The following is a 19,029-nucleotide window of genomic DNA, read 5'->3' as shown; positions in this document are numbered from 1 at the left end:
TACGGTCCGGGGACCGTTTTCAGACGGCCTTGCGCCGGCGCGCGGGGGACAGCAGCCGGTCCAGGCCGACGAGGGCGCCCTCGACCGCCAGGGCCAGCGACGCGACGAGCACCGCTCCGGCGAAGACCTGTGCCGTGTCGTAGGTGTTGAAGCCGGCGGTGATGATCCGGCCGAGCCCGCCCAGGCCCACCATGGCCGCGATCGTCGCGGTGGCCACCACCTGGACCGCGGCGGACCGCAGCCCGGTCATGATCATCGGGTAGGCCAGCGGCAGTTCGACGCGTACGAAGAGCTGGGCGCCGGACATCCCCATGCCCCGGGCCGCCTCGACCACCGCCCGGTCGACCTCCCGCATCCCGACGTAGGCGTTGGTCAGCAGGGGCGGCACGGCGAACAGCACCAGGGCGATGACCGTGGGCAGGAAGCCGGAGTCGCGCAGCGGCGTCATCATGAAGAGCGCCAGCACCGCGAAGACCGGCACCGCCCGCCCCACGTTGGTCAGGTTGACCGCGAGCGCGCCTCCCCTGCCGATGTGCCCGAGGTACAGGGCGGCCGGGAGGGCGATGGCCGCGGCCACCACGAGGGCGGCCCCGCTGACGTACAGGTGCTCGCCGAGCCGGTGCGCGGCACCGTCCTCCCCCGACCAGTTGGCGCCGGTGGTGAGCCAGTCGAAGGCCTCCTGGACCACTCCCACGGATCAGACCGCCTTCGCGGCGGCCGCGGCCCGGCCGGGTATCCGGGTCCAGGGCGTCAGCAGGCGCTGGACGCCGAGCAGGAGCAGGTCGGCGGCGACCGCGAGCAGCACGCAGAGCACCGACGCGGTCAGCACCTGCGCCTTGAAGAAGCTCGGCAGCGCGTCCTCGATGAGGTTGCCCAGCCCGCCTCTGCCGACCAGCGAGCCCACCGTGGTCAGGGCGACGGTCGAGACCGTGGCGATACGCACCCCGGCCGTCAGCGCGGGGAGAGCGAGGGGGAGTTCCACTTCCCAGAGCAGCCGTACGGGGCCGTATCCCATGCCCTTCGCGGCCTCTCTGGTCTCCGGGGGCACCGCTTCGAGTCCGGCCAGTATGTTCCGCACGAGAACGGTCAGCGAATAGAGGACGAGGCCGGTGACGACCAGTGCCGTCGAGAGTCCGAAAAGCGGCAGCAGCAGCGAGAACATCGCCAGCGAGGGCACGGTGTAGAGCACGGTGGTCAGTCCCAGCACCGGGCCGGCGAAATACCGGCCGCGGCGGGCGAGCAGCGCCAGCGGGAATGCCACCAGAAGTCCGGTCAGCACCGAGACCGCGGTGATGCCCACGTGCTGGAGGGTGGCGTCGGTCAACTCCTGCCCGCGCGAGCGCAGATACTCTCCGCAGATCCAGTCGTTCGCCACCAGGCAGCCCTGCCCGGCCATCCGCTCCCCCCGTTCCCTCTCCCACCGCCGGTACCCGGTCACGGGCGACCCTATCCCCGGCCACCGACAATCGCAGAGGCTTGCGGCATTCCGGCAACATGTCCTTCACAGAACCCACTTCACCCTGGGGAACCATGATCCGTTTCGAGCAGGTCACCAAGCGGTACGAGGACGGCACCACCGCCGTCGACGGCCTTTCCTTCGAGGTCGCCGAAGGCGAACTCGTCACGCTCGTCGGGCCTTCCGGGTGCGGGAAGACCACCACCATGAAGATGGTGAACCGGCTGACCGAACCGACCGAGGGACGGATATTCCTCGACGGGGACGACATATCCACCATCGATCCGGTGCGGCTCCGCCGCCGTATCGGTTATGTGATCCAGCAGGTCGGCCTCTTTCCGCACCGCACCGTCCTGGAGAACACCGCCACCGTCCCCCGGCTCCTGGGCTGGAAGCGGGGAAAGGGACGTGAACGCGCGGCGGAACTCCTCGACCTCGTCGGACTCGATCCTTCCGTTTACGGCGACCGCTATCCCGGGCAGCTCTCCGGCGGACAGCGCCAGCGGGTCGGCGTGGCACGGGCGCTGGCGGCCGATCCCCCGGTGCTGCTGATGGACGAGCCCTTCGGCGCGGTCGACCCCGTCGTACGGGAGAGGCTGCAGAACGAGTTCCTCTCCCTCCAGGAGCAGGTCCGCAAGACGGTCCTGTTCGTGACGCACGATCTGGAGGAGGCCGTCCGCCTCGGTGACCGGATCGCCGTGTACGGGCAGGGCCGCATCGAGCAGCTCGACCCGCCGGCCACCGTGCTCGGCGCGCCCGCCACCCCGTACGTCGCCGGCTTCGTGGGGGCGGACCGGGGGCTGAAGCGGCTATCGGTCACCCCGGTCGAGGAGAGCGACCTGGACCACCCCCCGGCCGTCCGCCTCGACGACCCGCTGCCGAAGGCGGCCGCGCGGCTGCGCGCCGAGGGCGCCCGCTGGGCGGTCGTACTGGACGCCGGGGGCCGGCCGCACGGCTGGATCACGGCGGACGACACCGCGCCGGGCGGCACCGGTGGCACGGTACGTGAACGCGCCCGGCGCATGGAGGCGTCGCTGCCCCTCGGCGCGCCCCTCAAGCAGGCGCTGGCCGCGATGCTGGGGCACGACGCCGGCTGGGTCGCGGTGACCGGCCCGGAGGGCACCGGCCGTCTCCTCGGCGTCCTCACCCCGGCCCGCCTCCACGAGGCGCTGCGCCGCTCGATCGGCGCGGACGCGCGGGCCGTCCCGCGTGCCGGTGTCGCGGTGGAGTCCGTCGCCACGGTCTCCGCCCCCTGACCGGGCCCCGCCGCCCGTGGGGCGGGCCCCGGGCCCCGCGAGCCGGCGCGGAGCCCCCTTCCGTCCGGAGCTCTTAGGCTGGTGACATGAGTACATCGCAAGGACGGGGCACGGTCCGGGGACTGCCGGAGTGGGATCGCTGCGCGGTCATGGGGGTCGTCAACGTGACCCCGGACTCCTTCTCCGACGGCGGCCGCTGGTTCGACACCACGGCCGCCATCAAGCACGGCCTCGAACTGGTGGCCGAAGGCGCGAACCTGGTCGACGTCGGCGGCGAGTCGACCCGTCCCGGCGCCACCCGGGTCGACGAGGCGGAGGAGCTGCGCCGGGTGGTCCCCGTCGTGCGGGGCCTGGTGTCCGAGGGCGTCACCGTCTCGGTGGACACCATGCGGGCCCGGGTCGCCGAGCAGGCGGTCACCGCCGGGGCGTCCCTGCTGAACGACGTCAGCGGCGGTCTCGCCGACCCCGACATGATCCCGGTCGCCGCCGCTGCCTCGGTGCCCTTCGTCGTCATGCACTGGCGTGGGTTCAGCGAGTCGATGAACAGCCGGGCGGTGTACGGGGACGTCGTCGCCGAGGTCCTCACGGAGCTCCGCGACCGTATGGACGCCGTGGTCGGCGGCGGGATCGCCCCGGAGAGCGTCGTGATCGACCCGGGCCTGGGCTTCGCCAAGAACGCCGCCCACGACCTGGCCCTCGTGGCCCGGCTGGACCGGCTGCGCGAACTGGGCCGCCCGCTGCTCGTGGCCGCCTCCCGCAAGCGCTTCCTCGGCCAGGTCCTGGCCGGCCCGGACGGGACCCCGCCGCCGGCCCGGGAGCGGGACGCGGCGACGGCGGCGGTCTCCGCCCTCTCCGCGCACGCGGGGGCCTGGGCGGTCCGCGTCCACTCGGTCCGCGCGACCGCGGACGCCGTACGGGTCTCCCGCGCCGTCGAGGGCGCCGCATGAGCTCCCCGCGCGACGACCACGAGGCGGCGGCCGCCGACATCCGGGCCGTCGAGGAGGCCAACACCGCCTTCTACGAGGCGCTGGAGCGCGGCGACCTCGACGCGCTCTCGGCGCTGTGGCTGCCGGGCGAGGACCTCACGGTCTCCTGTGTGCACCCGGGCTGGCCGGTGCTGTCCGGGCGCGGTGAGGTGCTCCGCAGCTATGCGCTGATCATGGCGAACACGGAGTACATCCAGTTCTTCCTGACCGACGTCCAGGTCGCCATGACCGGGGACACCGCCCTGGTGACCTGCACCGAGAACATCCTGAGCGGCGGTCCGGCCCAGGAGGGCGACGCGCTCGGCCCCCTCGTCGGCCAGCTCGTCGTCGCCACCAATGTGTTCCGGAACACACCGGAGGGCTGGAAGCTCTGGTCGCACCACGGGTCACCGGTACTGACCGAAACCGGGGAGGAAGAGGACGAAGAGCCCACGTCCTGAGCGGTCGTCCCGCCCGGCGGGATTGGACTCCCGCATCTGAGGGTATACGCGGCTACCGGCCCGTGACCCCGGCTTCCCGCGCCCACCCGCGCGCGGGCCCTGTCGGTGCCCGCGGGTAGATTCGGAAGACGGCACCCCCTCGCCCGCACACGGACAGGTGCCGCCGGAGACGACGACAGCAGGAGTGATTCGCGTGGATCGTGTCGCGCTGCGCGGCCTCAAGGCCCGTGGGCACCACGGTGTCTTCCCCAAGGAACGGGAAGAAGGCCAGACCTTCATCGTGGACCTGGTGCTCGGCCTCGACACCCGCCCCGCGGCAGCCGCCGACGACCTCACCAAGACCGTGCACTACGGCGTGGTCGCGGAAGAGGTCGTGGCCGTCGTCCAGGGCGAGCCGGTCGATCTGATCGAGACCCTCGCCGAACGCATCGCGCAGCGGTGCCTCGAGCACGAGGGGGTGGAGGAGGTCGAGGTGGTCGTCCACAAGCCGGACGCCCCGATCACCGTCCCCTTCGACGACGTGACCATCACCATCACCCGGAGCCGAGCATGACAGCTTTTTCCACCGGAGGGCAGAGCGACCCGACCGTCCAGCCGGTTCCCGCGGCCGTCGTCGAGCAGGTCGACGCGGCCGACGTCACCCTCTCCAACCCGAAACGCGCGGTGCTCGCCCTCGGCTCCAACCTCGGCAACCGGCTGGAGACCCTCCAGGGGGCCGTCGACGCCCTGGAGGACACCCCCGGGCTGCGGGTCAAGGCAGTCTCCCCGGTCTACGAGACCGAGCCCTGGGGCGTCGACCCGGGCTCCCAGCCGTCGTACTTCAACGCCGTGGTCATCGTGAGGACAACCCTGCCCCCCTCGTCCCTGCTGGAGCGCGGCCAGGCCATCGAGGAGGCGTTCGAGCGGGTCCGCGAGGAGCGCTGGGGCCCCCGCACCCTCGACGTCGACATCATCTCGTACGCCGACGTGGTCTCCGACGACCCGCTGCTCACCCTCCCCCACCCCCGTGCCCACGAGCGCGCCTTCGTCCTCGCCCCGTGGCACGACGTGGAGCCCGAGGCGCAGCTGCCCGGCTCCGGTCCGGTGGCCGGCCTGCTGGCCTCGGTCGGCGGCGACGGGGTGGCCCCCCGCGCCGACCTGGAACTCCGCCTGCCCGAGTAGTCGTTAGGCTCAGGGACACGGATCGGGCACACGGCCCGGTCACGACGCGGGACCCGTAGGGCGGTCCCGGGTCCGAGGACACGGGCGGACGCCGCACGGCACCGCCCGTACGGCACGGCGGCGAAGGGCGGCACTCGCGGTGAAGCAACTACGGCTCGGGCCACTGGCCGGACTCCTCGCCGGGGCCGGCGTGCTGTCCTGGGCCGGTGCCCGGCTCTGGGACTCCCTGGGGACCCTGCCCAGCGTCCCCCTCGCCGCGCCCGTCGTACTCGCGGTGATCGCCGCCGTCCTGCTCGCCACAGCCCTGTCGATACGGTCGCGGCTGCGCGCCCAGCGGGAGCGCCGGCCGGGCGCCAAGGGAGTCGAGCCCCTGATGGCGGCACGCGCCGTGGTCTTCGGCCAGGCGAGCGCGCTCGTCGCCTCGCTGGTCGCCGGGATGTACGGCGGCACCTGTGTCTTCCTGCTCGGGTACCTCGACATCCCGCCCCGGCGTGACCAGGCGATCTACGCGGGTCTCGCGTTCGCGGCCGGCATCGCCGTGATCGCGGCCGCCGTGTTCCTGGAGCGTGTCTGCAAGCTCCCCGAGGACGGCGACCGCAACGGCACGGCCGCAGCCGCCTGAGGCGCCTCCCCGGGCCGCGGCACGGCGGCCCGGCCGCAGCGCAGCCCCGGCCCCCTGGCGCACGCGGACGGACACGGCACGGACGGACACAGCGCGGACGGACACGGCGCGCCCGGCCACCCGCCAAAGGCCCCCGCAGCTGCCGGAGGCCCGCGGCGGGCCCGACCCCGGACCGCGCCCCGTCCCCTGTCGTCGCCTGCGGTTCAGCGCGCCATGATGAGGCTCATCGCCTCCGCGCGGGTGGCCGGGTCCCGCAGCTGGCCTCGGACGGCCGATGTCAACGTCTTCGCCCCCGGCTTGCGGATGCCCCGCATCGACATGCACATGTGCTCGCACTCGATGACCACGATGACCCCGCGCGGCTCCAGTATCTCCATCAGGGACTCGGCGATCTGCGTGGTGAGCCGCTCCTGCACCTGGGGGCGCCGGGCGTACACGTCGACCAGCCGGGCCAGCTTGGAGAGGCCGGTGATCTTGCCGCTGGTCGCCGGGATGTACCCGACGTGCGCGACACCGCGGAACGGCACCAGGTGGTGTTCACAGGTGCTGAAGACCTCGATGTCCTTCACCAGGACCATCTCGTCGTGGCCCAGGTCGAAGGTCGTCGTCAGGACGTCCTCGGGCTTCTGCCGGAGTCCCGCGAAGATCTCCTTGTAGGCCCGCGCGACCCGGCCCGGCGTCTCCCGCAGTCCCTCGCGGTCCGGGTCCTCCCCGACCGCGATGAGCAGCTCCCGTACAGCGGCCTCGGCCCGCTTCTCGTCGAACTCGCCGATCGGACCCTGCCCGTCGAGCGTCACCGGGTCGGTCATCTGTGCCTCGTTCCTCTGTGCTGTCACATGCGCAGGCCCGCCCGGACAGAAGGGAAACACACCGGGCTTCGCGCAGGGATTCGAAAATAGCCGCGCCCCCACAGGCTAGAACCTGGGGGGCGCGGCATCCATTCCGGGCCCGGCAGCGCACCCGTGACGGGTACCACACCGGATCGGCCGGGTGATCAGCTCTCGGGACGCTCCTCGTGACGCGGCTCCACGGAGGAACCGCCTTCCTTGGAGATGATGTCCTTCGGGGCGGTCTCCCCGGCAGCCGAACCGTTGGCGGTGGTGGCGCCGTTGGTCAGGGCCAGCTCCTTGGGGGAGAGGACCGGCGGCCGGGTCGAGGGCGTACGGCGGGACGAACCGGTCCACGCCGGACGCGCCGGACGCTTCACGATCGGGGCGAAGATCTCGGCGATCTCCTCCTTGCCGAGCGTCTCCTTCTCCAGGAGCTCCAGAACCAGGTTGTCGAGGATGTCCCGGTTCTCGACGAGAATCTCCCACGCGTCGTTGTGCGCGGTCTCGATGAGCTTCTTGACCTCTTCGTCGACGAGCGCCGCGACCTCTTCCGAGTAGTCGCGCTGGTGGCCCATCTCCCGGCCCACGAAGGGCTCGGTGTTGTCACCGCCGAACTTGATGGCACCCAGGCGCTCGGTCATGCCGTACTGCGTGACCATCGCGCGGGCCGTGGCCGTGGCCTTCTCGATGTCGTTGGCGGCACCGGTCGTCGGGTCGTGGAAGACCAGCTCCTCGGCCGCGCGCCCGCCCAGCATGTAGGCCAGCTGGTCGAGCATCTCGTTGCGCGTCGTGGAGTACTTGTCCTCCTCCGGAAGCACCATCGTGTAACCGAGGGCACGGCCGCGGGAGAGGATCGTGATCTTGTGGACCGGGTCCGACTGGGGGGAAGCCGCCGCGACCAGGGCGTGTCCGCCCTCGTGGTACGCGGTGATCTTCTTCTCCTTCTCGGACATGATCCGGGTCCGCTTCTGCGGCCCCGCCACGACGCGGTCGATGGCCTCGTCGAGCATCTTGTTGTCGATCAGCTTCTGGTTGCTGCGCGCCGTGAGGAGCGCCGCTTCGTTCAGCACGTTCGACAGGTCGGCACCGGTGAAGCCGGGCGTACGACGGGCGACCGCGTTGAGGTCGACGTCGGGCGCGACCGGCTTGCCCTTCTGATGGACCTTCAGGATCTCCAGGCGGCCCTGCATGTCGGGCCGGTCCACGGCGATCTGCCGGTCGAAACGGCCGGGGCGCAGCAGCGCCGGGTCCAGGATGTCCGGCCGGTTGGTGGCGGCGATCAGGATGACGCCGCCCTTCACGTCGAAGCCGTCCATCTCGACGAGCAGCTGGTTGAGCGTCTGCTCGCGCTCGTCGTGGCCGCCGCCCATACCGGCACCGCGGTGCCGGCCGACGGCGTCGATCTCGTCGACGAAGACGATCGCCGGGGCGTTCGCCTTGGCCTGCTCGAAGAGGTCACGGACACGGGAGGCACCCACACCGACGAACATCTCGACGAAGTCGGAACCGGAGATCGAGTAGAAGGGGACACCCGCCTCACCCGCGACCGCACGGGCGAGCAGCGTCTTACCCGTTCCGGGCGGGCCGTAGAGCAGGACACCCTTGGGGATCTTGGCACCCACGGCCTGGAACTTCGCGGGCTCCTGGAGGAACTCCTTGATCTCGTGCAGTTCCTCGACCGCCTCGTCCGACCCCGCCACATCGGCGAAGGTCGTCTTCGGGGTGTCCTTGGTGATCAGCTTGGCCTTGGACTTGCCGAACTGCATGACCTTGGAGCCGCCGCCCTGCATCTGATTCATCAGGAACAGGAAGACGACCACGATCAGGACGAAGGGCAGCAGCGAGAGGAGGATCGAGACGAACGGCGACTGCTTCGACGGCGAGACGGTGTAACCCTTCTCGATGTCACCGCTCTCGAACTTCTGCTGAAGGGTGTCGGCCAGTTCGACGCCCTGGTTGCCGATGTAGCTCGCCTGGAACTTGCTTCCGGACTCGCCCTTGAGCTTTTCCTTGTCCTTCAGCTCGATCTTGATGATCTGTTCGTCACCGGTGGTCAGCTTGGCCTGCTCCACCTGGTTCTTGCTGATCGCCTGGATAACCTCGCCGGTGTCCACCGTCTTGTAGCCGCCGGACGAGCCGACGACCTGCATCAACACGACCACGGCGAGGACGGCCAGCACGATCCACATGACCGGCCCACGGAAGTATCGCTTCACGTCCATCCATACGGAGCGAAGTCGCCCCGTCCCTCCTGCCCGTAGGTAAATGCTGCTGTGAGAAAAGACTGTTCTTCGGACGGTACCCCAGCATTGTCACCCGCGACCGCAGGGGACGTCCGACAATCCCGCCTTCGAAGGCTCCAACGGCGGGAGGGCCACGAGGGTTCCCCGGCGCCCGGGCGGCTTCGGCCGGGGCCGCCGGGTCGCGGACCGGTCAGGGGTCAGCCGCCGTACACGTGCGGGGCGAGCGTGCCGACGAACGGCAGGTTGCGGTACTTCTCTGCGTAGTCCAGGCCGTAGCCGACGACGAACTCGTTGGGGATGTCGAAGCCGACCCACTTCACGTCGATCGCGACCTTCGCCGCGTCGGGCTTGCGGAGCAGGGTGCAGACCTCCAGGCTCGCGGGCTCGCGCGAGCCCAGGTTGGTCAGCAGCCAGGACAGCGTCAGACCCGAGTCGATGATGTCCTCGACGATCAGGACGTGCTTGCCCTTGATGTCGGTGTCGAGGTCCTTCAGGATCCTGACGACGCCCGAGGACTGGGTGCCCGCTCCGTACGAGGAGACGGCCATCCAGTCCATGGTGACGGGGGTGGACAGGGCGCGCGCCAGATCCGCCATGACCATCACCGCGCCCTTGAGCACCCCGACGATGAGCAGGTCCTTGCCCGCGTACTCCGCGTCGATCTTGGCGGCCAGCTCGGCCAGTTTGGCGTCGATCTCGTCCTTGGTGAGGAGCACCGACTGAAGGTCGGTACCCATGTCCTTCTCGTTCACCGCGTCTCTTTCTCTGCCCGCCGGGCCCGGGAACCCCGGGCCGGGCCGGCCGTCTCGCCTGCGCCTCGGCCGCTTTCCGCCTCAGCTCTGCCGAATCACCAGTCTGCCACCCTGGCGGCGCGCCTCGACGCGTCCGGGCAGGTTGATGGCTCCCTGGCCGCGCCAGCCGGTGATGAGGCGGTCCACTTCCTCGATGTGACGGGCGAAGAGCGAGCCGGCGGGGGACCCGGCGTCGATCAGGGCCCGGCGCAGCACCCGGCGGCGTACCGCGGAGGGCAGGACGGCGAGTCCGGCGCACTCCAGCCGTCCGTCGTCGTCGCGCACGGAACCGGCGGCCTCCGCCGCCCAGGTGTCCAGGGCGTCCGCGTCGTCACGGGAGAGCTGCGCCGTGCGCGCGAGGGCTTCCACGACACCTTTGCCCAGCGCCTTCTCCAGGGCGGGCAGGCCCTCGTGGCGCAGCCGCGACCGGGTGTAGGCGGGGTCGATGTTGTGGGGGTCGTCCCAGACGGGGAGCGACTGGGCCATGCAGGCCGTACGGGCGGTCTGCCGGTCCAGGCCGAGGAAGGGGCGGCGGTAGCGGCCGGCGGGGCCCGAGGCGGCCGCCATCCCGGACAGCGAGCGGATGCCCGAGCCACGGGCCAGGCCGAGCAGGACGGTCTCGGCCTGGTCGTCGCGTGTGTGGCCGAGCAGGACCGCGGCGGCTCCGTGCCGCTCGGCGGCGGCGTCCAGCGCGGCGTAGCGCGCGTCACGCGCGGCGGCCTCGGGTCCGCCGTCACGGCCGACGTGCACGGAGACCGACTCGACGGGGTCGAGCCGCATCCCGGCCAGGCGGGCGACGACCTCGGTGGCGCGGAGGCCGGAACCGGGCTGGAGGTTGTGGTCGACGGTGATGCCGCCCGCCCGGACGGGGAGCTTGCGGGCCTCGAAGGCGAGGGCGGAGGCGAGCGCCATCGAATCGGCGCCTCCCGAGCATGCGACGAGCACCAGCGGGGTGCCGGGGCGGTCGGGCAGCGTTCCGCCCCGTCCGCCGGCCGTCGCCCCGGCTTCGGCGAGTTCGGCGCGGGCTTCCTGTCCGGTGTGGCGGTTGTGTTCGGTGACGACGTCGTGGAGTACGCGGCGGACCGCCAGGCGTATCGCCGCGACCGCAGGATGGGGACCCATGTCCGGTGCCCTTCGGTGGAGTTTCGGGAGGCGCCTCGGAGTGTCTGGACGGAGAAGTCCCGTCACTCAGAGTGCGTCGATGGTGACAGAGCAAAGCTGCCCACCGAGCATTGCACGCCTTCCCATGCCCCTATGGTCCCTCGGATGGGTGATTGGAGGGGCAATCTTCTGCCGCCGGGCGGGCCTTGGTCATGGGCCCGGCTTACCGTGCACCCTCGCCACCCAGTCCGCGGGAGCCGAGATCTCGGCCTTGGTCGGCAGGGTGTTGGGGGAGGTCCAGACCCGGTTGAAGCCCTCCATCCCCACCTCCTCGACGACCGCCCGGACGAACTTCTCGCCGTCGCGGTACTGCCGGAGCTTGGCGTCGAGGCCGAGCAGCCTGCGCAGCGCCAGGTCCAGCCGGCTCGCCCCCCGGGCCCTGCGCTGCTGGAACTTCTCCCTGATCTCGGAGACGGAGCCCACGACCTCGGGGCCCACCCCGTCCATCACGAAGTCCGCGTGGCCCTCCAGCAGGGACATCACGGCGGTGAGACGGCCGAGCACCTCGCGCTGGGCGGGCGTCTGGACGATCTCGACGAGGCTGCGTCCGGCGTCGTCACCCTCCTCCCCGCGCTCGCTCTCGGGGCGGCTGCCGCCCGCGAAGGCCTGGACCGCCTCGCGCAGGCGCTCCAGGACGGTCATCGGGTCGACGTCGGTCTCGTCCAGGAACGACTGGATCTCGCCCTGCAGGTGGTCGCGGAGCCAGGGGACCCCGGTGAACTGGGTGCGGTGGGTCTCCTCGTGGAGCGCCACCCAGAGCCTGAAGTCGTGCGGGTCGACGTCGAGTTCGCGCTCGACGTGGACGATGTTGGGGGCGACGAGCAGCAGCCGCCCGCCGCCGTCGGCGGAGCCGGGGAGCTCGCGGGTGGCGGGGGCGAAGGTCTCGTACTGCCCGAGGACACGGGAGGACAGGAACGAGAGCAGCATGCCCAGTTCGACACCGGTCACCTTGCCGCCGACCGCGCCGAGCACCGCCCCCGGCGCCCCGCCGCCGCGCCGGTCCTGCATCTTGCCCAGCAAGGGCCCCAGCAGTGCGCGGAAGCCCGCGACGTTGGCCTTGATCCAGCCGGCCCGGTCAACGACCAGGACCGGGGTGTCCTCCGGTTCGTGACCCTCCGGAATCATCCGGGTGTACGAACGGACGTGCTCCTCCGAGGCCCTGGCGTGCCGCCGGAGCTCCGCGACGACCGCGCGGGCCTCCTCACGGCTGATCTCGGGTCCCGGCCGTACGAACCTGGTCGCTGTCGCGACCGCGAGATTCCAGTCGACCATCTCGGCACCACCGATGCGCGTCATGCGTCAACGGTACGTGAGGAGGTCGCCCGGTGGTGGGGTGTCAGCCGTCTACCTCGCCCCCCGGGTGAGCGAGGCGGCCAACGCGTCCAGGGAGTCCTCGGCCTCCGCGGCGGAGGTGGTGCCCGAGGCCAGGAACGCGAAGGCGAGGAGCCTGCCGTGCGGGCCGACCGCCGTGCCCGCCAGCGCGTTCACCCCGGTGAGGGTGCCCGTCTTGGCCCGTACGGTCCCGGTCCCCCGGGACGCCGGGGAGTAGCGGGTGCCGAGCGTGCCGCTGAAACCCGCGACCGGCAGACCGGTGTGGACGGCGCGCAGTTCGGGGTGGGCGGGGTCGGCGGCGAGGGCCAGCAGGGCGGCCAGCATCCCGGCGGTCACCTTGTCCTCGCGGTCCAGGCCGCTGCCGTCGGCGAAGGCGGACCCCGCCACCGGCAGCCCCAGCTTCTTCAGCCGGTCGGTCACGGCGGCCCTGCCCCCGGCGAAGGAGGCCGGCCGGCCGGCCTTCAGGGCGGTCTGCCGGGCCAGGGCCTCGGCGATGTCGTTGTCGCTGTTGGTCAGGGCCCGTTCGACGAGGGCGGAGAGCGGGGCCGAGTGGTGCGTGGCGACCGTTTCGGCCCCGGCGCCGGCCCGGCCGGGCGCCGGGCCGGCGGACCCGGTGTCCACCCCGGCGTCGCCCAGCAGCTCCGCGAAGGCGCGGGCGGCCTCGCCCGCGGGATCGGCGGTCCGCGGCGCGGGGCCCCGGTCGCTGTCGTCCAGCCGTCCCTCGTCGACCATCAGCGCGCTGACGGGCGCGATGTTCTCGTTGGGGCCGATGGGGTGCAGGGCGGGGCCCGCGTACAGAGAGGTGTCGTACGTCAGCCGGACCTCACGCGCGGCGCCGGCGCGCAGCGCGCGTGCGGTGCCCTCGGCGAGGGAGCGCAGGCCGGCCTCGCCGAGCGTGGGATCGCCGCCGCCGACCAGGGTGACGGTCCGGAAGTCCTTCGACACCCGGACGGTGGTGGCGATGCGATGGCCGGGGCCCAGCGCGGAGAGCGCGGCGGCCGCGGTGGCGATCTTCACCGTGGAGGCGGGTGTCATGGGTGTGGCGGCGCCCCGCGCGTACACCTGCTCGCCGGTGGCCACGTCGACGACGGCCGCGGTGCTCGCGGTGCCGAGGCCGGGTGCCTTCAGCAGCGGCCCGAGGGAGGCCCGCAGGTCCGCCGCGGCCGGGCCCCTGGCGCCGGACGGCTCGCCCAGGGCGGCCAGCACGGGGACGGCGCTGGGGGCGGGTTCGGGGGCCTGGGGCCCGTCCCCTTCGTGATGTGCGCCACCCGCGCGCTCAAGGGCGGCCACCCGGTCCAGCTCGGCCTTACGCTGACCCGAGTCCCAGGGACCGGCGGTCAGGACGGCCCCGGCGGCGACCACCAGGCCCAGCACCGCGGCGCCTGCGACGAATCGCCGGTCGTCCGTCCGGTTCCCGGGCGCCGGACGCGTCCGGTGCTTCCACCCGCGCCACCGGTCCAACGGTTCTTCTGTCGGTCTCTGCACCGGCTCGGCCACCGTTGACCAGCCCCTTTCGCGAGCACACATCTGCGTGAGGGACACTTAACCACCAGTCGTATGTCTTGATCATGGAGGAGCCACCCGTGGAGTTCGACGTCACCATCGAGATCCCGAAGGGTTCGCGGAACAAGTACGAGGTGGACCACGAGACCGGTCGGATCCGCCTGGACCGTCGACTCTTCACCTCGACCAGCTACCCGGCCGACTACGGCTTCGTCGAGGACACCCTCGGCGAGGACGGCGACCCGCTGGACGCGCTGGTCATCCTGGACGAGCCGACCTTCCCCGGCTGTGTCATCAAGTGCCGGGCCATCGGCATGTTCCGGATGACCGACGAGGCCGGCGGCGACGACAAGCTGCTGTGCGTCCCGGCGTCCGACCCCCGCGTCGAGCACCTGCAGGACATCCAGCACGTGTCGGAGTTCGACCGCCTGGAGATCCAGCACTTCTTCGAGGTCTACAAGGACCTGGAGCCCGGCAAGTCCGTCGAGGGCGCCGACTGGGTCGGCCGCGCCGAGGCCGAGGCCGAGATCGAGGCCTCCTACAAGCGTCTCAAGGAGCAGGGCGGCCACTGAAGGAGCCCTTCCGGTTCCGTCTGAGGGCGGGACGGCACGGGCCGCGGCTCCCGGGCCGTCCCGGCCGGGAGCCCTGACCGACCGCACGTACGACGGGCGGCGCACCTTTCACCGGTGCGCCGCCCGTCGCGCGTGCCGACCCTTGCCGCTGGCCATACTGGGCAGGAGCGTTCCGGAACGCGGTCGAGGAGGAACGAGGTCGAGTGGTGGCGGAGCAGGGCGGTACGGAGGACCAGAAGCCCCAGTCCGACGAGGCACACAGCGCCTTCGTCCCTCCGGCGGGCGTGGAACAGTCGCCCGGCCCTTCGGACGACGACCACCCCACGTCGGAGTTCGCCCTTCCGGCAGGCGTGCAGAACGACCCGCCGCCCGGTCCCGGTCCGGGTTCCGCTTCGGCCCCCGGCGGCGCGGCCGGGACCACCTCCGCGTTCACCACGCCGAGCGGCGTCACACCCCATCCGCCGGCCTTCACCCCGGCCCAGGGCATCCCGATGGTCCGGCTGACCAAGGAGGCGCCCTGGCAGGACCGGATGCGCACGATGCTGCGGATGCCCGTCTTCGAGCGCCCGGCGCCCGAGAGCGTCCAGAAGACCGACGACACGGGGCCGGCCGTGCCCCGGGTGCTCGACCTGACCCTGCGTATCGGGGAGCTCCTGCTGGCCGGCGGAGAGGGCGCCGAGGACGTCGAGGCCGCCATGTTCGCCGTGTCGCGCTCCTACGGGCTCGACCGCTGCGAACCGACCGTGACCTTCACCCTGCTGTCCATCTCCCACCAGCCGTCACTGGTGGAGGACCCGGTCACCGCGAGCCGTACGGTGCGCCGCCGGGGCACCGACTACACCCGGCTGGCCGCGGTGTACGTGCTGATCGACGACATCACGACCGCGGAGCACGTCGAGGTCTCGCTGGAGGAGGCCTACCGGCGCCTCGCCGAGATCCGCCGCAACCGCCACCCCTACTCGGGCTGGGTGCTCACGGCCGCCGCCGGGCTGCTCGCCGGCTCCGCGTCGGTGCTGGTCGGGGGCGGCGTGCTCGTCTTCTTCGTGGCGGCGGCGGGCGCCATGCTCGGCGACCGGCTGGCCTGGCTCTTCGCCGGGCGCGGAATGCCCGAGTTCTACCAGTTCGTGGCTGCCGCCATGCCTCCCGCCGCGATGGGCATCCTGCTCACCCTCACGCACTCCACCGACGTCCGGCCCTCCGCGGTGATCACCGGTGGGCTGTTCGCGCTGCTGCCCGGACGGGCGCTGGTGGCCGGGGTGCAGGACGGCCTGACCGGTTACTACATCACCGCGGGCGCCCGGCTGCTGGAGGTCATGTACTTCTTCATCGGCATCGTGGCCGGGGTGCTGCTCATGCTCTACCTGGGCGTCCAGCTGGGCGCCGAGCTCAACCCCGAGGCACGGTTCGTGCCGAACGACCGGCCGGTGGTGCAGATCCTCGCCTCGATGGCCCTGACGCTGGCCTTCGCCATCCTTCTCCAGCAGGAGCGCTCCACCGTCCTGGCGGTGACCCTCAACGGGGGCGTGGCCTGGGTGGTCTACGGGGCGATGGCGCGGGCGGGCGGGATCTCCCCGGTGGCGGCGACGGCGGTGGCGGCCGGCCTGGTCGGCCTCTTCGGCCAGTTGTTCTCGCGCTACCGCTACGCCTCGTCGCTGCCCTACATCACCGCGGCGATCGGGCCCCTGCTGCCCGGTTCGGCCACCTACTTCGGTCTGCTGGGCGTCGCCCAGAACGAGCTGGACACCGGACTGGCCTCGCTCTCCACCGCGGTGGCGACGGCGCTGGCCATCGCGATCGGGGTGAACCTGGGGAGCGAGATCTCACGGCTCTTCATGCGGGTGCCCGGCGGGATCTCGGGCGGCCCCTCCCGCCGCGCCGCGAAACGGACGCGCGGCTTCTGAGGAACGGACGGTGCCCGGGTCCCCCGCGCGGGGGACCCGGGCACCGTCGGTGTCCGTGCGGGCTCAGCGCCCGTTCTGCCACCCGGACTGCCCGGGCCCGTCCTGCTGCTGTCCGTACCGGCCGGGCTCCTCTTCCTGACCGTCGCCGTACGGCCGGCCGGTGTCGTGCCCCCCGCCGTACGGGGCGGCCCGGCCGGTGTCGTACGCGTCACCGGGGGCGCCCGCCGGGCCGCCGGCGTACGGGGAGACCTGCGGGCCGCCGTACGGGCCGGCGGCGTACGGCCGGCCGTCGTACGGGCCCGGCTGGGCACCGCCGTACGGGGCGCCCTGGGAGGGGGAGGCGTACGGGGAGCCCTGGGAGGGGGCGCCGTGACCGCCGTCGCCGTGACCGCCGTCGCCGTACGGGGACGGGGCAGGGGCCTGGGGGCCGCCGGCGTAGGGGCCGTTGCCGTAGGCGCCGGGCCGGGGGCCGCCGTAGGGGGCGTCGCCGTAACCGCTGTCGCCGCCGTAGTTGCCGTTGCCGCCGTTGCCGTAGGGGACGCCGCCGCTGCCGCCGTTGCCCTGCGGGCCGTTGCCGTAGGGGCCGGAGGGGGCGCCGCCGTACGAGGGGCCGTCGTACGGGGAGGCCGGCCGGCCGTAGGGGTCGTGCGGGCCGTTCCCCTGGCCTGCGGCGTACGGGTCCTGGGAGCCGTCGGCGTACGGGTTCCGGGAGCCGTCGTACAGGTTCTGGGAGCCGTCGTAGGGGCCCGGGCGGCCGGCGGGGTGGCTGTGGCCGGCGTCCGGGGCGTCACCGGCGTGGGGGGCGTCGGCGGAGGACCCGTCCGCGCCGCGCTCCGCGGTGCCGCCCTCCTTCTTCGCCTTGCTCCTGGCCCGCAGGAACTCGACCACGATCGGCAGCACGGAGACCAGCACGATCAGGATGAGGATCATCTCGATGTTCTCGTGCACGAAGTCGATCTTGCCCAGGGCCGCCCCGAGCAGTGTCACACCGACGCCCCAGAGAATGCCGCCGAGGATGTTGAAGATGATGAACGAGCGGTAGTTCATCCGGCTCACGCCCGCGATGATCGGGGTGAAGGTCCTCACGATCGGCACGAAGCGCGCCAGCACCAGGGACTTCGGGCCGTACTTCTCGAAGAAGTCGTGGGCCTTCTCGACGTTCTCCTGCTTGAAGAGCCGGGAGTCCGGCCGCTTGAAGAGCGACGGCCCCACCTTGCGTCCGAAGAGGTAGCCGACCTGGTCCCCGATGATCGCGGCCAGCGCCACCAGGACGCACACCAGCCAGAGCGGGTACTTCAGGTCGCCCGTGGTCACCAGCAGGCCGGTGGTGAACAGCAGGGAGTCACCGGGCAGGAAGAAACCGATCAGCAGACCGGACTCGGCGAAGACGATGAGCAGCAGGCCGGGAAGCCCGAACGTGTTGAGCAGATAGTCCGGGTCCAGCCAGCTCGGGCCGAGCGCAAGCGTATTCAAGGGTCCGGGCTCCAGGATCGGTCGATGGCGGCTGCGTCGCCGCTCCACGCTATCAACGTGACGCCGCCGCCCAGGGTTCCGGTTACGCGGGACGGGCCTGCGCCCGGGGGCGGGCAGAGGGCCACGCGGCAAAGGCGCGGACCCGGCCCGGCGGCGCCGCTCCCCGGCTGCCGGTCGGTCCAGGCAAGGATGCGGATGGAACGAAACGGTACAAAGCTGGCCCCGGAGGTGTCATCCATGGGCATCGAGGAATACGGCGGCGGCCAGACCGGCCGGACGGACGTGCTGGTCGTCACGACGAACGACGTGCCCGGCCACCGGGTCGACCGGGTCATCGGTGAGGTGTTCGGCCTCACGGTCAGGTCGCGTCATCTCGGCAGCCAGATCGGGGCCGGTCTGAAGTCCCTGGTCGGCGGCGAGCTGAGAGGGCTGACCAAGACGCTGGTCGAGACCCGCAACCAGGCGCTGGAACGCCTCGTCGAGCAGGCCAGGGCCCGCGGGGCCAACGCGGTCCTGATGACGCGGTTCGACGTGAGCGAGGCGGCCGACGTGGGCACGGAGATCTGCGCCTACGGAACGGCCGTCGTGATCAGCGGCACCTGACGCCGGCACCGCCGCGCACCCGCCCGGCCCCTCCTCCCCCGTCCCGCATCCGTTCCCGTTCCGGAGGTACCGCATGCCCACGTCCGTCAACGTCGCCGTCGTCTACTACTCGTCCACCGGCACCGTCTCCACCCTCGCGAAGGCCATCGCCGAGGACGCCGGGCGGGCGGGGGCGCAGGTGCGGCTCCGCAAGGCCGCCGAACTCGCCCCGCAGGCCGCCATCGACTCGAACCCGGCCTGGGCCGCGCACGCGAAGGCCACCGCGGACATCCAGGAGGTCTCGCCGGACGACATGGTCTGGGCGGACGCGGTGATCTTCGGCACGCCCACCCGGTACGGCAACGTCACCGCGCAGCTCAAGCAGTTCCTCGACACCCTGGGCGGCCTCTGGCAGGCGGGGCAGCTCGCCGACAAGGTCTACAGCGGCTTCACCGCGAGCAGCACCGCGCACGGCGGCCAGGAGTCCACCCTGCTGGCGCTGTACAACACCGTCTACCACTTCGGCGGCATCCTCGTCCCGCCCGGGTACACCGACCCCTCGAAGTTCGCCGACGGCAACCCGTACGGCACGTCGCACGTCTCCGGGCAGGGCGACCTCCCGGTGGACGAGGTGGCCCTGACCGCCGCCCGGGTGCAGGCCGAGCGGGTCGTGAAGTTCACCCGGGCCCTCAAGGCCGGGCTCGCGGCCGGGAACTGAGG

Annotated in this window: 19 protein-coding genes; 10 read left to right on the top strand and 9 right to left on the bottom strand. The window is 72.0% G+C overall.

Annotation, left to right across the window (positions count from 1 at the left end; translation table 11 throughout):
- Nucleotides 1-19: 19 nt before the first annotated feature.
- Nucleotides 20-694 (bottom strand): ABC transporter permease, encoded by a 675-nt coding sequence (locus CP967_RS18965; protein ID WP_150489109.1) that lies wholly within the window; start codon nucleotides 692-694, stop codon nucleotides 20-22.
- 3 nt (nucleotides 695-697) lie between these two features.
- Nucleotides 698-1,396 carry an ABC transporter permease gene (locus CP967_RS18960; protein ID WP_150491936.1) on the bottom strand — a complete coding sequence of 233 codons (699 nt, stop codon included), beginning with the start codon at nucleotides 1,394-1,396 and terminating at the stop codon, nucleotides 698-700.
- Between the two features lie 134 nt (nucleotides 1,397-1,530).
- Between CP967_RS18960 and CP967_RS18955 the strand changes: the two genes are divergently transcribed.
- The 6 genes from CP967_RS18955 to CP967_RS18930 all read left to right on the top strand — a co-directional run bounded on the left by CP967_RS18955 (nucleotide 1,531) and on the right by CP967_RS18930 (nucleotide 5,921).
- On the top strand, nucleotides 1,531-2,712 hold the full coding sequence (locus CP967_RS18955; RefSeq protein WP_150489108.1) for an ABC transporter ATP-binding protein: 1,182 nt from the start codon (nucleotides 1,531-1,533) through the stop codon (nucleotides 2,710-2,712).
- 86 nt (nucleotides 2,713-2,798) lie between these two features.
- Nucleotides 2,799-3,659, top strand: coding sequence for a dihydropteroate synthase (gene folP, locus CP967_RS18950; protein WP_150489107.1), 861 nt, complete (start codon nucleotides 2,799-2,801; stop codon nucleotides 3,657-3,659).
- A complete protein-coding gene (locus CP967_RS18945; protein WP_150489106.1) occupies nucleotides 3,656-4,138 on the top strand; it encodes a nuclear transport factor 2 family protein in 483 nt (160 codons plus the stop codon). Before folP ends, CP967_RS18945 begins: the two co-directional genes overlap by 4 nt.
- 193 nt (nucleotides 4,139-4,331) lie before the next feature.
- A complete protein-coding gene (gene folB / locus CP967_RS18940) occupies nucleotides 4,332-4,691 on the top strand; it encodes a dihydroneopterin aldolase (RefSeq protein WP_150489105.1) in 360 nt (119 codons plus the stop codon).
- A complete protein-coding gene (gene folK, locus CP967_RS18935) occupies nucleotides 4,688-5,299 on the top strand; it encodes a 2-amino-4-hydroxy-6-hydroxymethyldihydropteridine diphosphokinase (RefSeq protein ID WP_150489104.1) in 612 nt (203 codons plus the stop codon). Before folB ends, folK begins: the two co-directional genes overlap by 4 nt.
- Nucleotides 5,300-5,438: 139 nt before the next feature.
- Entirely contained in the window at nucleotides 5,439-5,921 is a 483-nt protein-coding gene (locus CP967_RS18930; RefSeq protein WP_150489103.1) for a DUF3180 domain-containing protein, read from the top strand.
- Nucleotides 5,922-6,124: 203 nt separating this feature from the next.
- Here the strand turns inward: CP967_RS18930 and folE are convergent, their stop codons facing one another.
- The 6 genes from folE to dacB form a co-directional block, all read right to left on the bottom strand.
- Nucleotides 6,125-6,730: a GTP cyclohydrolase I FolE gene (gene folE, locus CP967_RS18925; RefSeq protein WP_150489102.1), complete on the bottom strand. Its 606-nt coding sequence runs from the start codon at nucleotides 6,728-6,730 to the stop codon at nucleotides 6,125-6,127.
- Nucleotides 6,731-6,915: 185 nt separating this feature from the next.
- Nucleotides 6,916-8,973 carry an ATP-dependent zinc metalloprotease FtsH gene (gene ftsH, locus CP967_RS18920; protein WP_150489101.1) on the bottom strand — a complete coding sequence of 686 codons (2,058 nt, stop codon included), beginning with the start codon at nucleotides 8,971-8,973 and terminating at the stop codon, nucleotides 6,916-6,918.
- 218 nt (nucleotides 8,974-9,191) lie between these two features.
- The gene (gene hpt, locus CP967_RS18915; RefSeq protein WP_150491935.1) at nucleotides 9,192-9,731 is read right to left on the bottom strand and encodes a hypoxanthine phosphoribosyltransferase; all 540 of its coding nucleotides are present in this window, start codon (nucleotides 9,729-9,731) and stop codon (nucleotides 9,192-9,194) included.
- 96 nt (nucleotides 9,732-9,827) lie between these two features.
- The gene (tilS, locus tag CP967_RS18910) at nucleotides 9,828-10,907 is read right to left on the bottom strand and encodes a tRNA lysidine(34) synthetase TilS (RefSeq protein ID WP_150489100.1); all 1,080 of its coding nucleotides are present in this window, start codon (nucleotides 10,905-10,907) and stop codon (nucleotides 9,828-9,830) included.
- A gap of 189 nt (nucleotides 10,908-11,096) precedes the next feature.
- Nucleotides 11,097-12,242 (bottom strand): zinc-dependent metalloprotease, encoded by a 1,146-nt coding sequence (locus tag CP967_RS18905; protein ID WP_150489099.1) that lies wholly within the window; start codon nucleotides 12,240-12,242, stop codon nucleotides 11,097-11,099.
- Nucleotides 12,243-12,290: 48 nt separating this feature from the next.
- A complete protein-coding gene (gene dacB / locus CP967_RS18900; RefSeq protein WP_373300446.1) occupies nucleotides 12,291-13,775 on the bottom strand; it encodes a D-alanyl-D-alanine carboxypeptidase/D-alanyl-D-alanine endopeptidase in 1,485 nt (494 codons plus the stop codon).
- A gap of 86 nt (nucleotides 13,776-13,861) precedes the next feature.
- On the opposite strand from dacB, the gene CP967_RS18895 reads away from it, so the two are divergent.
- Nucleotides 13,862-14,353, top strand: coding sequence for an inorganic diphosphatase (locus tag CP967_RS18895; protein ID WP_150491934.1), 492 nt, complete (start codon nucleotides 13,862-13,864; stop codon nucleotides 14,351-14,353).
- A gap of 203 nt (nucleotides 14,354-14,556) precedes the next feature.
- Complete coding sequence (locus tag CP967_RS18885; protein WP_150489097.1) at nucleotides 14,557-16,254, top strand: threonine/serine exporter family protein; 1,698 nt, start codon at nucleotides 14,557-14,559, stop codon at nucleotides 16,252-16,254.
- 63 nt (nucleotides 16,255-16,317) lie between these two features.
- Here the strand turns inward: CP967_RS18885 and CP967_RS18880 are convergent, their stop codons facing one another.
- Nucleotides 16,318-17,727: a DedA family protein gene (locus tag CP967_RS18880; protein WP_150489096.1), complete on the bottom strand. Its 1,410-nt coding sequence runs from the start codon at nucleotides 17,725-17,727 to the stop codon at nucleotides 16,318-16,320.
- Between the two features lie 237 nt (nucleotides 17,728-17,964).
- On the opposite strand from CP967_RS18880, the gene CP967_RS18875 reads away from it, so the two are divergent.
- Entirely contained in the window at nucleotides 17,965-18,330 is a 366-nt protein-coding gene (locus CP967_RS18875; RefSeq protein WP_150489095.1) for a YbjQ family protein, read from the top strand.
- A 73-nt stretch (nucleotides 18,331-18,403) separates the two neighbouring features.
- Nucleotides 18,404-19,027 carry an NAD(P)H:quinone oxidoreductase gene (gene wrbA / locus CP967_RS18870; protein ID WP_150489094.1) on the top strand — a complete coding sequence of 208 codons (624 nt, stop codon included), beginning with the start codon at nucleotides 18,404-18,406 and terminating at the stop codon, nucleotides 19,025-19,027.
- Nucleotides 19,028-19,029 lie beyond the last annotated feature (2 nt).

It is taken from the genome of Streptomyces nitrosporeus, from assembly GCF_008704555.1.
GTDB classification, from domain to species: Bacteria; Actinomycetota; Actinomycetes; order Streptomycetales; family Streptomycetaceae; genus Streptomyces; species Streptomyces nitrosporeus.
The sequence above is the reverse complement of the archived record's forward strand: the minus strand, read 5'-3'. Positions and strand labels throughout refer to the sequence as shown.